The organism is Kocuria coralli, from assembly GCF_008831305.1.
GTDB classification, from domain to species: Bacteria; Actinomycetota; Actinomycetes; order Actinomycetales; family Micrococcaceae; genus Kocuria; species Kocuria coralli.
The window spans coordinates 204575-221022 of the sequence record NZ_ML708613.1; the positions used below are offsets into that span (position 1 = coordinate 204575).

Annotated in this window: 15 protein-coding genes; 7 read left to right on the plus strand and 8 right to left on the minus strand. The window is 67.2% G+C overall.

Features of this window, described 5'->3' with window-relative positions; all coding sequences use genetic code 11:
- Positions 1–35 precede the first annotated feature (35 nt).
- Positions 36–2882 (minus strand): FAD-binding and (Fe-S)-binding domain-containing protein, encoded by a 2847-nt coding sequence (locus FCK90_RS05210; RefSeq protein WP_158033237.1) that lies wholly within the window; start codon positions 2880–2882, stop codon positions 36–38.
- Positions 2883–3134: 252 nt separating this feature from the next.
- On the opposite strand from FCK90_RS05210, the gene FCK90_RS05215 reads away from it, so the two are divergent.
- Positions 3135–5009, plus strand: coding sequence for an alpha-amylase family protein (locus FCK90_RS05215; RefSeq protein ID WP_158033263.1), 1875 nt, complete (start codon positions 3135–3137; stop codon positions 5007–5009).
- Between the two features lie 39 nt (positions 5010–5048).
- Here the strand turns inward: FCK90_RS05215 and FCK90_RS05220 are convergent, their stop codons facing one another.
- On the minus strand, positions 5049–5714 hold the full coding sequence (locus tag FCK90_RS05220; protein ID WP_158033238.1) for a DUF1801 domain-containing protein: 666 nt from the start codon (positions 5712–5714) through the stop codon (positions 5049–5051).
- A 234-nt stretch (positions 5715–5948) separates the two neighbouring features.
- On the opposite strand from FCK90_RS05220, the gene FCK90_RS05225 reads away from it, so the two are divergent.
- Both FCK90_RS05225 and FCK90_RS05230 read left to right on the plus strand, forming a co-directional pair.
- Positions 5949–6383: a universal stress protein gene (locus FCK90_RS05225; RefSeq protein WP_158033239.1), complete on the plus strand. Its 435-nt coding sequence runs from the start codon at positions 5949–5951 to the stop codon at positions 6381–6383.
- A 1-nt stretch (position 6384) separates the two neighbouring features.
- On the plus strand, positions 6385–7830 hold the full coding sequence (locus tag FCK90_RS05230) for an alanine/glycine:cation symporter family protein (protein WP_158033240.1): 1446 nt from the start codon (positions 6385–6387) through the stop codon (positions 7828–7830).
- Between the two features lie 17 nt (positions 7831–7847).
- On the opposite strand, the gene FCK90_RS05235 is transcribed toward FCK90_RS05230, so the two are convergent.
- From FCK90_RS05235 to FCK90_RS05250, 4 genes are all read right to left on the minus strand, one after another.
- A complete protein-coding gene (locus tag FCK90_RS05235) occupies positions 7848–8753 on the minus strand; it encodes a patatin-like phospholipase family protein (RefSeq protein WP_158033241.1) in 906 nt (301 codons plus the stop codon).
- A 63-nt stretch (positions 8754–8816) separates the two neighbouring features.
- On the minus strand, positions 8817–9512 hold the full coding sequence (locus tag FCK90_RS05240) for a GntR family transcriptional regulator (RefSeq protein WP_246180004.1): 696 nt from the start codon (positions 9510–9512) through the stop codon (positions 8817–8819).
- Positions 9509–9967, minus strand: a complete 459-nt coding sequence (locus FCK90_RS05245; protein ID WP_158033242.1) for a PTS sugar transporter subunit IIA — start codon at positions 9965–9967, stop codon at positions 9509–9511. The genes FCK90_RS05240 and FCK90_RS05245 overlap by 4 nt, the downstream gene beginning before the upstream one ends.
- Positions 9964–10242 carry a PTS sugar transporter subunit IIB gene (locus FCK90_RS05250; protein WP_281347441.1) on the minus strand — a complete coding sequence of 93 codons (279 nt, stop codon included), beginning with the start codon at positions 10240–10242 and terminating at the stop codon, positions 9964–9966. Before FCK90_RS05250 ends, FCK90_RS05245 begins: the two co-directional genes overlap by 4 nt.
- A gap of 85 nt (positions 10243–10327) precedes the next feature.
- Between FCK90_RS05250 and FCK90_RS05255 the strand changes: the two genes are divergently transcribed.
- From FCK90_RS05255 to FCK90_RS05270, 4 genes are read left to right on the plus strand one after another with little or no spacing between them, the layout of a single operon-like run.
- Positions 10328–11677 (plus strand): PTS transporter subunit EIIC, encoded by a 1350-nt coding sequence (locus FCK90_RS05255; RefSeq protein ID WP_220433278.1) that lies wholly within the window; start codon positions 10328–10330, stop codon positions 11675–11677.
- Positions 11678–11680: 3 nt separating this feature from the next.
- Positions 11681–12466 (plus strand): glucosamine-6-phosphate deaminase, encoded by a 786-nt coding sequence (gene nagB, locus FCK90_RS05260; protein ID WP_158033244.1) that lies wholly within the window; start codon positions 11681–11683, stop codon positions 12464–12466.
- On the plus strand, positions 12463–13626 hold the full coding sequence (gene nagA, locus FCK90_RS05265) for an N-acetylglucosamine-6-phosphate deacetylase (protein WP_246180005.1): 1164 nt from the start codon (positions 12463–12465) through the stop codon (positions 13624–13626). Before nagB ends, nagA begins: the two co-directional genes overlap by 4 nt.
- A gap of 8 nt (positions 13627–13634) precedes the next feature.
- Positions 13635–14837, plus strand: coding sequence for an aminotransferase-like domain-containing protein (locus FCK90_RS05270; protein ID WP_158033246.1), 1203 nt, complete (start codon positions 13635–13637; stop codon positions 14835–14837).
- 72 nt (positions 14838–14909) lie between these two features.
- Here the strand turns inward: FCK90_RS05270 and FCK90_RS05275 are convergent, their stop codons facing one another.
- The gene (locus FCK90_RS05275; RefSeq protein ID WP_158033247.1) at positions 14910–15707 is read right to left on the minus strand and encodes a nitrilase-related carbon-nitrogen hydrolase; all 798 of its coding nucleotides are present in this window, start codon (positions 15705–15707) and stop codon (positions 14910–14912) included.
- Between the two features lie 213 nt (positions 15708–15920).
- A partial coding sequence (locus tag FCK90_RS05280) for an HNH endonuclease signature motif containing protein (protein WP_158033248.1) occupies positions 15921–16448 on the minus strand: 528 nt, incomplete at its 5' end.

Genomic DNA, 16448 nt, shown 5'->3' on the forward strand with positions numbered 1-16448 from the left:
ACCACTCGACCGGAACAGCCGAGCGGATCGACCATTCAGCGCGTGGCTGCCTCCAGGTGCTGGAGGATATGGCGGTAGGGCTGCCCCGTGGCCTGGGTCATGCCGAGTTCGCACGTGCGGTTGAGCGAGGCGTAGGAGTCGAACTCCCCGCCCCGGACCTCCGCGGCCTCCCGCGCGGTCGCGGACTCCGTCAGCTCCGGGTGCAGCATGCCCCGGTCCCCGGCGTAGGCGCAGCAGCCCCAGTTCAGGGGAGTGCTCACCTCATCGGAGATCGCCCCGGCGATGCGTTCCAGCGCGTCGTTGAGGCCCAGCTGGGTCGAGGAGCAGGTCGGGTGCAGCACCATCGACCCCGTGGTGCGGTTGACCGTGAGCTCCGGCAGGAGCCGGGCGGCCGTGAACGCGACGGCGTCCACGAACTCCAGCCGGGCGTAGACGGGATCCGCCGCGGCCGAGGCCTTCATGACCTCCAGGCCCTCCGTGCACGAGGAGGCGTCGCACACCACCGGGAGCCGTCCTTCCTCCGTGGCCCGCCACAGCATGGGCAGGGTGCGCTCCGTCATGCGGGTCTGCCCCGCCAGGAGGCCCTTGGACTTCCACGGGGTCCCGCAGCATGTGGAGGCGATCCCCTCGGGAACGGTCACCTCGACCCCGGCCCGTTCGCACAGGGCCAGGAAGGACTCCGACGACGACGGTCCCTGTCCGTCGTCGCCGAACATCACGGACACGCAGGCCGGGAAGAACACTGCGGCCGGATCCGAGGCCGTCCGCGGCGCCGGGCGGGTGCGGCCGCCGCCGGGCAGGCCGTCGACGTACTCGGGGACCTTGTCCTTCCCCAGGAGGGCGCGCCCCAGTCCGGTCGCGGTCCTGGGCAGGGAGGGCGGCAGGGTCCCGGCGATGCTCAGGGCGCCCGAGGCGCCGCGCACGGTCGTCGACCAGTGCCGGGCGGCCACGTCCCAGGCCTTGTCCTCGACGGGGTTGCGGTGCTCGGACCTCAGGCGCCGGATCAGGTCGCCCGTGTCGATGAACACGGGGCATGCGGTGGAGCACATGCCGTCCGCGGCGCATGTCTGCTCGCCCTGGTAGCTGTACTCGGCCAGCAGAGCCTCGGCGGTGTCGTGGTCGCCGCGCGCCCTGGCCGCCTCGATCTCCCGTCGTCCCACGATCCGCTGCCTGGGGGTGAGGGTCAGGTCCTTGGAGGGGCACACGGGTTCGCAGTATCCGCATTCGACGCAGCGGTCCACCTCGGCCTCGACCGGGGGCGCGACCTTCAGGTCCCGTACATAGCAGCGGGGGTCGTCGTTGATGATCACCCCGGGGTTGAAGGAGCCGCGCGGGTCCACCAGGCGCTTGAGCTCGACCATGACCTCGTAGAGCTCGTCGCCGTACTGCCGCCGGACGTACGGGGCCATGATGCGCCCGGTGCCGTGCTCCGCCTTGAGCGAGCCGCCGTTGGCCAGGACGAGATCCACCATCTCCTCGGTGAATCGTTCATAACGCTGGAGGCATGTTTCGTCGGCGAAGTCCTCGTTGAGCAGGAAGTGCACATTGCCGTCCTTGGCGTGACCGAAGATCACCGACTGGCGGTAGTCATGGGCGGTGAACATCTCCGTGAGGCTCTCGCAGGTGCTGCCCAGGACGGAGACGGGCACCACGACGTCCTCGAGGAGCGCGTTGGTCCCGGAGGGCCGGTTCCCGGCCACCGCCGCGTAGAGGCCCTTCCGGACCGACCACAGGGCGGCGCGCTCGGCTGGGGTCTGGGTCAGCTCGGGCGGCATCGTCAGCGGCAGCTCGCGGAAGGCCGACTCGGCGGCGGCCGTGCGGTCACGCAGTTCGTCGTCGTCGTGGCCCTGGTACTCGACCAGGAGAGCCGCGTGATCCTGGACCGATACGTCCATGATCTGGGGCGGGGCCTGGCCGGAGGCCTGGGCGACCCGCAGCGACGTGGCGTCCATGAGCTCGACCGTCGCCGAGTCGGCGGACACCAGCGCCGGGACCGAGCCGGTGGCGGAGGCCAGGTCGGGGAAGACCAGGAGGCCGGTCGCCACCCTGGGATAGACCTCGACCGTGCGGAACGTGGCCTGGGCCACGAACCCCAGGGTTCCCTCGGAGCCGATCATCAGCCGCTCCAGGATCCGGACGGGCACCTGCTCGTCCACGAAGGCGTTCAAGCCGTAACCCATGGTGTTCTTCATCGCGAAAAGACGATCGATGGTGGCCATGGAACCGGGGTCCTCGGTGATGCGGCGGCGCAACCGGATCAGGCCCTCGTGCAGTTCCGGCTCGGCCTCGCGCAGCAGACCGTCGGCATCCGGCTCGGAGGTGTCGATGACGGTTCCGGCGGGGGTCACCAGGACCATGGACTCGAGCGTTCGATAGGTGTTGAACTCCGTGCCGCAGTGCATGCCCGAGGAGTTGTTGGAGATCACCCCGCCCAGGGTGCATGCGGACTCCGAGGCCGGATCGGGTCCCAGCTTGCGGCCGTAAGGCGCCAGGGCCGCGTTGACCTGGCGGACCGTGGCGCCTGGATTGACGCGGACCCGTGCGCCGTCGTCGAGGATCTCCAGCCCCCGGAAATGCCGCCGGACATCCACCAGGACCTGGTCGGTGACCGCCTGCCCGGACAGCGAGGTCCCGCCCGACCGCAAGGTGAGGGCAGCGCCGTGGCGGTTCAGGACCTTGAGCAGGGAGCCCACCTGGGCCGCGGAGGCGGGGCGGACCAGAGCCCTGGGGGTCAGCAGGTAGTGCGACGCGTCATGGGCAGCGGCCAGACGCTCCAGCTGCGAGTCCACCACGGTGCCGGGCCAGGACCGCAGATCCTCCAGGAGAGGGTCTGCGGTACGTGACGCGGGACGGGCGGCCACTCGATGACGTAGCGGGGACACAACAACCTCCTCCGGGCCGCGGCTTCATTGCCATGGCCTCTGTCACCCCATGGTAGTTCCGGAAGATCGTGGTCGTTTGTCTTGTGGTCTTTTGTCCTGTGGGCCGGGATGGGCGAGTATAGCTGCATGCGCCCACGTCCTTCCGGAAGCCTGCCTGCCCGCGACCTCGACACCGAGCCATCGGCGGATCTCCGGACCACCGCCGAGCTGGTACATGCGGCCAGGGCCGGTGCCGTGGCGGAGCTGGAGGGGATGACCGAGGACGGAGCGGTCACCGAAGCCGATGCCGTGGGCTTCCTGCGGCGTTTCGACCTCCACTTCCCGGCGATGATCGACCTCATGCGCCGCATCTACGGCTCCGACGTGCGCATGACCGGCGTGGCCATCGCCTTCGGAACCCAGCTCGCGCGCTACTGGGGTGGCCGGCCGGAGGACCTGAGAGCCCTGGACGAGACCCGCAGCTCGGAACCGGACTGGTTCGCGGGCCGGGAGCAGCTGGGGGGCGTCTGCTACATCGACCGGTGGGCCGGCGACCTCGAAGGCGTGCGGGAACGCATCCCCTACCTCCAGGAGCTGGGGCTGACCTACCTGCATCTCATGCCGGCCTTCGCCGTGCCCGAAGGCAACAACGACGGCGGCTATGCGGTCTCCTCCTACCGCCGCCTGGATCCCAGGCTGGGGACCATGGAGCAGCTGGCCGACGTGTCCCGGGAGCTCAGGCAGCACGGCATCAGCACGGTGGTGGACTTCGTGCTCAATCACACCGCCAGCGATCACGCCTGGGCGCAGGCCGCTCGCGACGGCGACCCCGCCTACGGGGACTACTACTGGATCTACCCGGACCGGCAGATGCCGGACGCCTTCGAGCGATCGACCCGGGAGATCTTCCCGGACGACCATCCCGGCTCCTTCACCCCCGTGGCTTCGGGTGACCCCCGGTGGGTGTGGACCACGTTCCACGACTTCCAGTGGGACCTGAACTGGACCAATCCGGAGGTCCTGGCGGCGATGGCCGGCGAGATGCTGTTCCTGGCCAACCAGGGTGTCGAGGTCCTGCGCTTCGATGCGGTCGCGTTCCTCTGGAAGGAGCTGGGCACGCCGTGCGAGTCGTTGCCGCAGGCGCACTGGATCGTGCAGGTGCTCAACCGGGTGTGCCGGATCGCCGCGCCGGCCACGGTCTTCAAGTCGGAGGCGATCGTGCATCCGGACGAGGTGATCGAGTACATCCATCCCGACGAGTGCCAGATCTCCTATAACCCGCTGCAGATGGCGCTGACCTGGGAGGCCCTGGCCACGCGCAAGAGCGTGCTGCTCAATGACGCGCTCACCGAGCGGCACTCCCTGCCGGCCGGAACCGCCTGGGTGAACTATGTCCGCAGCCACGACGACATCGGCTGGACCTTCTCCGACGAGGACGCCGCCCGTCGCGGCATCGACGGTCATCAGCACCGGCGTTTCCTCAACGATTTCTATACGGGGCGCTTCCCGGGCTCCTTCGCCGACGGGGTGGCGTTCCAGTACAACCCCAAGACGGGTGATGCGCGGGTGTGCGGGACCACCGCCTCCCTGGCCGGGACCACCACCGGCGACCCTGAGAGCGGCGTCGGCCGCGTCCTGCTGGCCCATGCGATCGCCATGTCCACCGGCGGGCTGCCGTTGCTGTACCTGGGGGACGAGCTCGCACAGCTCAACGATCCCCAGTGGCATCTGGACCCCGCCAACGGCAATGATTCCCGGTGGGCGCACCGCCCGCCGTTCCCCCGTGAGGCGTATGAGCAGCGGCACGACACCTCGACCGTGGCCGGGCAGATCTTCGAGGGACTGCAGCACATGCTCCGGGTGCGCCGGGAGACCCCTGAGTTCGAGGGCGCCCAGTTGATCGGTTTCGATCCCGGCAACGAGCACATCGTCGCGTATCAGCGTCCCGGTGTGGACCCCCAGGGACGCCCGAGCGTCGTGCTGTGCCTGGCCAACGTGGATGACGTCGAGCATCGGGTGGAGGCGCTCACGCTGTCCGGGTTCGAACCCGGGGCGATCTCCCTGCTGGGCGACCATGCCCTCGATCTCACGCGGGGCGTCGACCTGCCGCCGCACTCGGTGGCCTGGCTGCGCGTCCATCCCGCCTAAGGTCTCACGGCCTGCTGACCTGCCGACCGTGCCGACAGGTCAGCAGGCTTGGAGGTCCGACTCCCAGGCATGGGCCAGCAGGACGCGGAGGACCTCGACGTCGATGTCCTCGAGTTGATTGACGTAGACGCAGCTGGCGCCCGTCCGGTGCTTTCCCAGGGCAGCCAGGAGCTCCTCGGACCGCGGGTGGTTCTGCACGCCGTACAGGCTGATGGAAGCCTTGCGGGGGCTGAACCCCATGCGGAAGGTGTCGCCTTCCCGTCCCGTCGCGTAGCGGTAGTGGACCTGGCCGTAGCCGATCATCGACGGGCCCCACATGACGGGGTCCTCGCCCGTGACCTCCCCGAACAGCTCCAGGAGCTGGTGGCCCTGCGCCACACGCCGCGGCCAGGGCAGCGAATCGACGAAGGAGACGGGTTCGACGGCGGTCTCGTGGGTCTTGATGTCCTCGGCGCGAACGCCCGTGTGGCCCTCCGTCACGACCGCGGAACGATCCGCCGCTGCGGGGGCGTCGCGCAGCGAGAGCCCCTGTCTCGCAAGTGCCGCCTGGATCCGGTCGAGGCCTTGCCGGCCGACTCCGTGCAGGGCCAGCAGCTCGGCGTAGGACACGTCGTGCAGATCTTCCAGGCTGCCGTACCCGGCCTCGCGGAAAGCCTGGCGGGTGGGGTTGGCGATACCGGCGACGTCGTCGAAGCTCGTGCTCATAGGATAGATCTTAGGGGCAGGTCAGCCGGTATGGACCAATCCATCCGCGCTCTCAATGAATAGGAATCTTGCTACCAAGCGGTCCAGCGCGCCTGTTTCCGAGACGTTTCTTCTTGGTTATTTCTGAACCACGGCATTGTTTTTAACAGCTGTCGCCCAATACCCTTGGTGCCCAGTTAGTGTCATCCTCGTATTGAGCACGGGTCCGCAAGGGTCGAAAAAATTGGAGAAACCATGGAGCTAATCTTGGTGGGCGTCGACCGAAGTGAAGCGAGTTCGAGAGCGGTCCGTTTCGCATGTTCGCGAGCAAAGCAGGAGGAGGGCCAGGTATTTCTGGTCCATGTGATCCCCTGGTCTCCATATTCGTTCACCACCCAAGATGAGGCCGCTCGTCGATCCGCAGCGAAGCAAACAGAGATCGATGCGGCAACCGAGCAGATCGTGAAACCCATGGTTGAGTATGCGGAAGAGCTCGGGGCGACCATCCACAAAGCCGAGGTGCGCCACGGTGATCCCGTCGATCTGATGATCGCGCTGGCAGATAGCTATTCCGTGCAGGAGATCGTCGTGGGGCGCACCGGTGACAGCCGGATACGCCGGGCGATCTTCGGCAGTCTCCCCTCTCACTTGACGTATATGGCGTCAGTTCCCGTAACGGTGGTGCCCTGATATGGAAAACGAGCAAGAACCGCTGATCGATGTAGTACTCAATTCCATCACCGATACGGTCTTCTATTCGGTGACTATCGGAGACGTCGCGATACCGCTTATCGTTGTATGGCTCGTGATAGCAGCAATATTCTTCACATTCTACTTGAAGTTCCTCAACATCCGAGGGTTCAAGCATGCTATCGATCTGGTGCGAGGCCGCTACTCCAAGCCGGAGGACGCTGGAGAGGTGTCTCACTTCCAAGCACTTGCAACGGCGGTCTCGGGCACCGTAGGTCTGGGCAATATCGCCGGAGTGGCCGTGGCGATCTCCCTGGGAGGGCCGGGTGCCACATTCTGGATGATCCTTGCGGGTTTCTTCGGCATGAGCGCCAAGCTTGCCGAGTGCACCCTCGGAGTGAAATACCGCCATGAGCGGTCCGATGGCAGCGTTTCCGGTGGGCCGATGTACTACTTGCGAGACGGGATCGCCAAACTGGGTAAACCGGGGATAGGTAAAGTCCTGGCAGCGCTTTTCGCATTTTTCTGCATCCTGGGCTCGTTGGGTGGCGGGAACATGTTTCAGTCGAACCAGGCTGCCTCTCAGATCCTCAATGTCTTCGACGTTGCGCCCGAGGACCGTGGAACACCCGCTTTGATCATCGGAATTCTCTTCGCGCTGATGGTGGGTGCCGTCATCATCGGTGGGATTAAAAGCATCGCTAAAGTGACGGAGAAGGTCGTGCCGTTCATGGCGGCTGTCTATGTCACGGCATGCCTCGTCGTGCTCATCTTTAATGTCTCCGCGGTTCCCGCCGCATTCGTGGAGATCATCGTTGGAGCGTTCAATCCCGAGGGAATTGCGGGTGGATTTATAGGGGTGCTGATCGTCGGCTTTCAGCGTGCAGCGTTCTCCAATGAGGCCGGTGTCGGATCCGCCTCTATCGCTCATTCGGCGGTGAAGACCGACCAGCCTGCGACCGAAGGCCACGTCGCACTTCTCGAGCCGTTCATCGATACCATCTTGATCTGCACCATGACGGCCCTGACCATTGTGATCACCGGCGTCTGGGATGATCCGCTGGCGGCGAGTGGAGACGGTGTGCAGCTGACCTCGGCGGCGTTCGCATCGGTTATCCCGTGGTTTCCGACGGTTCTGGCGCTGGCAGTGGTGTTGTTCGCGATCTCTACGATGCTCTCCTGGAGCTATTATGGGATGAAAGCCACCGGATACCTGTTCGGCGACAGCCGAATGGCGGAGAATATCTACAAAGTTATTTTCTGCATTTTCACCGTCATTGGATCAGTCACCGCGATGGACTCAGTGCTCGGCTTCTCCGATGCCGCGATTTTCTTGATGTCCATTCCGAACCTCATCGGTTTGTACATGCTGGCGCGTGTGATCAAGAAAGAGGTCACGCAGTACCGGGAGAAGATCGCTTCGGGTGAAATCGCTCGGGTTAAGTGATCTGCGTTCCCTCGCGGTCAGATTCCCAGGAATTCCTTCCACCGCGGCAGTTCGCGCTGGGCCTGGAGGTATCCGGCGGCGTACGCCGCTTGGAGGCGGGGCAGGCGCCGTTCTCCGTTGGACACCGGCATCCGGTCCGGGGTGAAGATCATGGCCTGTCCCGACTCCTGCAGGTCGTAGAGCTCCTCGCGGGTCCGGTTGTAGTTGGCGGGACGCGCGTCGAGGGCTTCGACCACCGCGGGGTGGTCGCGGAAGCGCCGGCGGTAGATCGCGGCGAACCGTTCGCCCTGCTTGATGTAGTCCCGCTCTCGGGTCAGGATCACCAGGAACTTCTCGTAGCCGTCGGCCCGGGCGGCGTCGATCGCGATGCCCCCGGTGGGGCCCAGGGCGCCGTCCACCCACACCGAGCCGCGGTAGTGCACAGGTGGCATGAGCACGGGCATCGACGACGACGCCCGGACCTGCGTCATGAGATCCGCCTGGGAGTGCAGGTCGGCGCGGGAGAAATAGACCTGCTCACCGGTCGAGGCGTTGAAGGCACCGATCCGGTACCGGGCCGGGTTGGCCTGGAACGTCCCGTAGTCGAAGGGGAGGGAGGCATCGGGCAGGCTCGCGTGCTCGTAGATGTACTCGGCGTTGAAGAGTCCCTGCCCGCGAGCGAAGGTGCGCAGATTGCCGAACTGCGGGTCCCGGGAGAACTCCACGAAGGTCCTGCGGGCGCGGGCGGCGTCACGGGTCAGGTAGTTGGCCGTGTGGGTCGCCCCGGCGGAGATGCCGCCCACCCAGTCGATGTGGATGCCGGCGCCGAGCAGGGTGGTCACCGCGCCCGCCGTGTAGCTGCCGCGCATGCCGCCGCCCTCGAAGATCAGGGCCGTGTCGGTCACGTTGCTGTGCAAGCGCTCCTGATGGCGCGGTTCGGGCATGAGGGGTGCTCCTTTCCGGGGCGGTCGGGGCGGTCCGGGGCCTCTGTCAGGCAGGGACCTCCGTCAGGCCAGGACCTCCATATGGATTTGATAGCGGTCGGCCCGGTACACGGAGACCGAGTACTCGACCGGGCGCTCGCCGTCGGCGGCAAGGCTGAACGAGCGGCGGTGGAAGGCCAGCACCGGAGTGCCGGGCTGGATGCCCAGCAGCGCGGCATCCCGGGCGCCAGCGGCCTGGGCCTGCACGGTCTGCTCCGCCCGGGTGATGCCCGCTCCCGCCTGGGCCAGCATCCCGTAGAGGGAGGACTCCCAGTCCGCTTCGGAGGGCAGCAGCCCGGGGACCAGCCAGCAGTCGTCCACGCTGACCGGGATGCCGTCACCCAGCCGGAGCCGGCGCACGCGCAGGGCGTGCTCCGTCCCGAGATGAGCCGCGGCCTCAGCGGGTGCCTCCTCCTCCGCCACCAGGTCGACCCTGGTCGAAGGCTTCAGCCCGGCGGCCCGCATGTCCTCGTGGAACGAGGCCAGGTGCAGCCGTGACCGTGCCATTCCGTGGGCGACGAACGTCCCGCGGCCGTGCTCACGGGTCAGCAGCCCGTCGTTGACGAGCTGGGAGATCGCATGCCGGACGGTGATCCGCGAGACGCCGAACTGCTCCACGAGTTTCCGTTCACCGGGCAGCCGGTCGCCCACGGAGAGCTCGGCACGGATCATCTCGGCCAGGGCGTCGCGCAGCTGGACGTGCTTGGTCGTCGTCGTCACCCGGTGATCTCGAACAGGTTCTGGCCGGCCGCGACGGGCCCGGAAGCGGCGTTGACCACCGCGTCCGCCGCGGCGTCCATGACCACCACGGGGCTGCACAGGTCGTAGCCCTTCGCCCTGACGGCGGCGGCGTCGACCGTCAGCATCTCCTGACCCGCGGTGACCGCCTGCTTGGTCTCGACCAGCATCTCGAAGCCGTCGCCCTTGAGTTCCACCGTGTCCAGGCCGACGTGCACCAGCACGCCCTGACCGCCGGGGGTCACGATCGCCACCGCGTGCGGCAGCGCCTTCATGATCGTGCCGGTCACGGGGGCGACGACGGACAGCCGCGTCGCGTCGTCGTCGGGGATCACCGCCACCCCGGGGCCGACCATCCCCTGGGCGAAGACCGGATCCGGGACCTCGCCCAGGCCCACGGCCCGTCCGCCGAAGGGGGCGAGCACCTGAACGGTCACAGGAGATCCTGGATGTCTTCGGCGATCATCTCGGCTTCGGGTCCCACGACCACCTGCACGACGGTGCCGGCGACCACCACCCCGTGGGCGCCGAGTGCCTTGAGAGCCGCCTGGTCGACCAGGGAACCGTCGACCACCTCGGTCCGCAGGCGTGTGATGCAGCCTTCGATCTCCTCGATGTTCTCGGCACCGCCGAGGGCAGACAGAATCTCTTCGGGCTTGGACATGGCTCCTCCTGCAAGGGTTTCCTGAGTTGTTTCCCAGGGTGTTGACAGTTTCTCACGTTGTCAGTCAGAGTGACCGGCAACACTGGTCATAACCAGTTGAGAGCACAGTACGGGATATCGGAAGGACAGGTCCATGCCTGGAGGAATTCTTGCCGGCGCCGGAGGGGCGGGCGCGGCCGACAAGGCGGAGGGCAAACAGCCGTCCAAGGCGTTGCAGCAACTGCAGAGATTCGGCCGCAGCATCATGCTGCCGATCGCGAGCCTGCCGGCGGCGGCGATCCTCATGCGCCTCGGCCAGGACGACATGCTCGGCCGGTTCGACGGCCTGCACACGGTCGCGGCGGTGATCGGGGCCTCCGGCAGCGCGCTCTTCGACAACCTGGGCCTGCTCTTCGCGGTGGGTATCGCGTTCGGCTTCGCCAAGAAGGGCGACGGGTCCACGGCCCTGGCCGCGGTGGTCGGCTACCTGGTCCTGCTGGCCGTGTTCGACGCCATGGCGCCCGTGGTCCTTCCCGAGAGCCCCGACGGCGAGCCGCCGGTGATCAACTACGGCGTCCTGGCGGGCATCTTCATCGGCCTGATCACCGCCAAGCTCTGGGAGCGTTTCCACCGGACCAAACTGCCCGACTGGCTGGGCTTCTTCGGAGGCCGGCGGCTGGTTCCCATGATGGTCGCGGGCGTGGCCGTGGTGCTCGGCGTGGTCATGGCGTTCCCGTACCCGCTGTTCGCCAACGCGCTGACCTGGGCCGGCGAGACGGTGGCCGACAACGCCGTCCTGGGCGGCGGGATCTTCGGCGTGGTCAACCGCCTCCTGATCCCCCTGGGCCTGCACCACCTGTGGAACTTCTTCCCCTGGTTCCAGCTGGGCGACTTCGAGGGTGCGCACGGCGATATCTTCCGCTTCCTGGCGGGGGACCCCTCCGCGGGGATCTTCACGACGGGCTTCTTCCCGATCATGATGTTCGCCCTTCCCGCCGCCGCCCTGGCGATCACGCACGAGGCCAGGCCGGAGAACCGCAAGGCCGTGGGCGGCGTGATGTTCTCGGTGGGCCTGACCTCCTTCGTCACCGGTATCACCGAACCGCTCGAATTCGCGTTCATGTTCGTCGCCTGGCCGCTGTACCTGGTGCACGCGGTGCTCACGGGCACGTCGCTGGCCTTGACCAACGCCCTGGACATCCACATGGGCTTCGGCTTCTCGGCCGGTGCCATCGACTATCTGCTGAACTTCGGCATCGGGCAACGGGCCTGGCTGCTCATTCCGATCGGCCTGGCCTATGCGGTGATCTACTACGTGGTGTTCCGGTTCGTGATCCGTCTCTGGAACCTTCGTACCCCCGGCCGGGAGGACGCGGACGAGACCTCGATGGCCACGGACCCCGAACTGCAGAAGGAAGATGCCAAGCTGAAGCGGACCCGGGGCACCGCCGCCGGGGAGGCCGGAGGAGATGGCGCGGGAACCGAGGCGAAAGGGCAGGGCTGAACCATGGAGATCGTGATCGTCCAGTCGCAGGAGCAGGCGGGCAAGCTGGTGGCGGATACCGTCGCCGCGCTCCTGAAGCGGAAGACGGACCCGGTGCTGGGGGTGGCCACCGGCTCCAGCCCGGGAGCCGTCTACAAGGAGCTCGCCCGCCGGGTCGAGGCCGGCGAGCTGAGTCTCAGGCATGCCAAGGCCTTCATGCTCGACGAGTACGTCGGGCTCTCGGAGGAGCACCCCCAGCGCTACCGGGTGGTGATCGACCGGGAGTTCGTGGAACCCACGGACATCGACCCGGCCAATGTCTCCGGCCCCGAGGGCACGGCCAGGGACCTGGTGGAGGCCTGCGCCGACTACGAACGTCAGATCCACGCGGCGGGCGGTGTGGACCTGCAGATCCTCGGTATCGGGACGGACGGTCATATCGCCTTCAACGAACCGGGGTCGTCGCTGGCATCGCGGACCAGGCTCAAGACACTGACCCGGCAGACGCGCCAGGACAACGCCCGGTTCTTCGGCGGCGATATCGAGGCGGTTCCCAAGCACTGCCTGACCCAGGGCGTGGGAACCCTCATGGAGGCCGATCACCTGGTGCTGCTGGCCTTCGGGCAGCCGAAGGCGGAGGCCGTCCATCACATGGTGGAGGGCCCGGTCTCGGCCATGTGGCCGGCCACGGCGCTGCAGTTCCATCCTCACGTCACGGTGCTTCTGGACGAGTCGGCCGCCTCGCGCCTGCAGCTGGCCTCCTACGCCCGCCAGGCATGGGAGTCCAAACCGAAATGGCAGGGCCTGTGACGGCACGAGGTGCTGGACCGGCCGGTGAGGGTCCGGGTGCCGATCTGATCCTGCACGCCGACAGGGTCGTCTTCCCCGTCGGGCCCGCGCGGCCCGGGTGGGTGAGGTCCCGCGACGGTTTCGTCGTCGATCACGGAACCGGTGAGGCGCCGCCCGGCGCCCGGGAGCTGGGGGACGCGGTGCTGGCTCCTGGATTCGTGGACGTGCACGTCCACGGCGGGGGCGGGGCTGCCTTCACGGAGGGCGCCGGCCCCGCCCGGGCCGTCCTGGCCGCGCACCGGGCGCACGGGACGACGACGATGATCGCCTCGCTGGTCACCGACCGCATCGAGGTCCTGGAGCAGCAGGTCCTGGCGCTGGTGGGCCTGGCCGAGGCGGACGAGATCGCCGGGATCCATCTGGAAGGGCCCTGGCTGTCCGAGCGCCGGTGCGGTGCTCACGACCCGGACCTCTTGATCGATCCGGTCCCGGAGGACGTGGACCGGCTGATCGACGCGGGGGGCGGATACATCCGCATGGTCACCCTGGCCCCTGAACGGGAGGGTGCCCTGGAAGCCATTCGGGGGCTGCGCGCTCGCGGCGTGGTGGCGGCGGTCGGGCACACCGATGCCACGGACGACCAGGTTCGCTCGGCCATTCGTGCAGGTGCTCAAGTCGGAACGCATCTGTTCAACGCGATGCCGCCGCTGCACCACCGTGAGCCCGGCCCGATACCCCGTCTCTTGACCGACCCCGGCGTGATGATCGAACTCATCGCCGACGGCGTCCACGTCCACCCCTCCGTGCTGCGCATGGCCATGGACGCCGGGCGGGACCGCTTCGTCCTGATCACCGATGCCATGGCTGCGGCGGGGCGCCCGGACGGCTCCTACCGACTGGGGCCGCTGGACGTGGACGTGGTGGACGGAGTGGCGCGGATCCGGGGGACGGAGGCCATCGCCGGGTCCACGCTGACGCTGGACAAGGCGGTGCGGTTCGCCGTCGAACGGATCGGGCTGCCCTTGGAAGCGGCCGTGCGCGCGGCCTCCCAGGCACCGGCGGATCTTCTAGGGCGTACGGACATCGGGCGGATCGTGCGCAGCGCCCGAGCCGACCTGGTGGTGCTCGATGCCGCACTGACCGTGCAGGAGGTCTTTCACCACGGCCAGAAAGTGCGATGATCGAAGACATGTCTGACGTGTCCATGCCCCCTCAGTTCCCCATCGCCCAGCGGTACGCCGGGGTCACCTCCACTGCGGTCCGGGACCTGCTGGACGTGCTCTCGCAGGGGAACGTGATCTCCTTCGCGGGTGGGGCCCCGGCGGCCGAGTTCTTCGCGGCGGAGGACATCCGCGCGTGCTTCGACTGGGTGTTCGCGAACCGCCCCGGCAAGGCTCTGCAGTATTCGTCTACCCCCGGAGAACCGGAGCTGCGCGAGCAGGCGGCGCGGCGGATATCGCGCTCGATTCCCACGACCCCCGATCAGATCCAGGTCACCACGGGGTCCCAGGAAGCGATCTACCTGGTGGGCAACGCGATGCTCAACCCGGGCGACGTCGTGCTGGTCGAGCGGCCCACCTACCTGGCCGCGGTGCAGGCCTTCGCCTCGTCGGGTGCGCGGATGGTGGGCATTCCCTCCGACGACGACGGCGCCCGTCCCGACGCTCTCGAAGACCTCATCCGGGAGCACAACCCGAAGTTCGTATACCTGATCCCCACGTTCCAGAACCCGTCGGGCGTGTGCATGCCACTGTCGCGTCGCGAGGAGATCGCGGAGGTCCTGCGTCGGACCGGCACCATCCTGGTCGAGGACGATCCCTACGGCGAGCTGCGGTTCGCGGGGGAGTTCATCCCACAGATCTCCGCGCTGCCGGGGCTGGCGCATCAGAGCCTTCTGCTCAACTCGATCTCCAAGATCATGGCTCCCGGCATCCGCGTGGGATGGATCCGCGGCGAGGGGCCGATCATGAACACGCTGTCCATCGCCAAGGAGGCGGTGGGGCTGCATTCGTCGGTGGTCGATCAGCTCGCCGTCGCCCGCTACCTGGAGGCCTACGACGTCGATGCCCATATCCGCACCGTCGTGGAGGTCTACAAGCAACGGCGCGACGGCATGCGGCGCGAGCTGCTGGAGATCCTGCCCGAAGGCGCCACGGTGACCTCTCCGGACGGCGGCATGTTCCTGTGGGCCGCCCTGGGCAATGGCATCGACACCACAGCCCTATTGCCGATCGCGGTGCAGGAGGGGGTGGCGTTCGTTCCGGGCGAGTCCTTCTACGCACACGATCCGGACCGGTCCACCATGCGACTGTCCTACGTGACCAATCCTCCGGAGGTCATCAGCGAAGGCTTGCAGCGGCTGAGCCGGGCCCTCGACCGCTGGCACGGCTGAGGTCGGTTCGTGGCCGCTCCGGCAGCGGGTTCATGAGGCCGGGTGGACTGGATGCCGGGGCGGGCCAATCCGTCAGAGCTTGTTGTTCAGCAGCACCGGAACGGATTCGCGCATCTCGGTCACCCGGGCGAGGTCCAGTTCAACGGTCTGCTGGGCTTCCGCCCCGTCCAGCCGCATGACGTCGTCGCCGTCGGGCGCCACCACGCCACTGTGCCCCACGCCCAGAGGGGCCTTGGTCGCTTCGCCCTCATGTTCGAGATCACGGACGGCCTGCCCGCAGGCGACCACGTAGGAGGTCGAATCCAGTGCCCGCGCGCGGGTCAGCAGATCCCACTGACGTGCCTTGCCAGGCCCATCGCCCCACGAGGCGACGACGACGATGACCTCCGCTCCCTCTCTCGCCAGACGTGTGAAGAGCTCGGGGAAACGGAGGTCGTAGCAGATGGCCAGGCCGACCCTGGTGCCGGTGATATCGAGCGCCACAGGCCTGTGGCCTGGGGCGATTCCCTTGGATTCCTTGAAGCCGAAGGCATCGAACAGGTGGATCTTGTCGTAGGTGACCGGCTCCTGGCCGGGGCGGAAGACGACGAGGGTGTTGGAGGTGCGGTCATCATCCTCGTTAGGGGTGAACGATCCCAGGATCACCGCGACCTGATGGTCGTTGGCGGCGACCTGTACGGCATCGTGAAAGCCCTCCGAGCGCTCACGGGCGAAAGCCGCGAACCGGCCGTCGAAGGAACACGCCGCGGCTTCCGGAAAGACGACCAGGTCGGCACCCTCGGAGGAGGCCCGGCCGATGGCGTTCACGATCCGCTCCAGGTTCTGGTCGACATCCGGTGTGGTGTTCAACTGAGCGATCGAGATCTTCATGGGTGCTCCGCAGTCCTCTAGATGCCTTTTCGGTGCGTTTGTGCTGTCACAGTGTTCACACGATGCCATGGATTCCGGGGTGGCGTCAGAGATACCGCTGGCCGCGATCACTTGTTGAGATCACGGGTGGTCATGGCAGCGAGGTCTTCCAGAAGGGAGTTCCTGCAAAGCACTTCTTGGCGCCTGTATACGCCTATATCAAGACGAAGGTGCTTAGAAGGGTGGTGGGTCGTCGGCGGAAAGATCCGTTGCCTGGTCGGCTGTAGGGGTCGGGCCTTGTGGATGATCCGCCGGTTCCGTGGTTCCCGAGTTAGTGGTTTCCTGACCGGCCGGCTGGCCGGTGAGCCATGTGGTGGTGATCGGGGTGGCGGTCCCGGGCACAGTGCGGCGCACAGTCCCGGTGGGGGAGGTCCATTCCAGCACCCCGGCAGGGGCTTGTTCACTGCCGGTCCCGATGTCGTTGTCGGTGCTGGCCCCAGCGCCGATACCGGTGCTGCTCCCGACGCCGGTGGTGTTCTCGACGCTGGCGGTGAAAGGTCCCCCGGTGTTGGGGTTGATGTGTCTGCCCTGCCAGGCCCCTAGGGTGGGGGTTTCGTGTTTGATCCGGTGGTGACGCCGGCATAAATGCGCCAGATTCGTGATCGCGGTGGTGCCGCCGGTGGCCCAAGGAATCGTGTGGTCCACATCGCAGCCGGTGGCCTGGCGGCGGCAACCGGGGAACCGGCAGGTCTCATCCCTGAT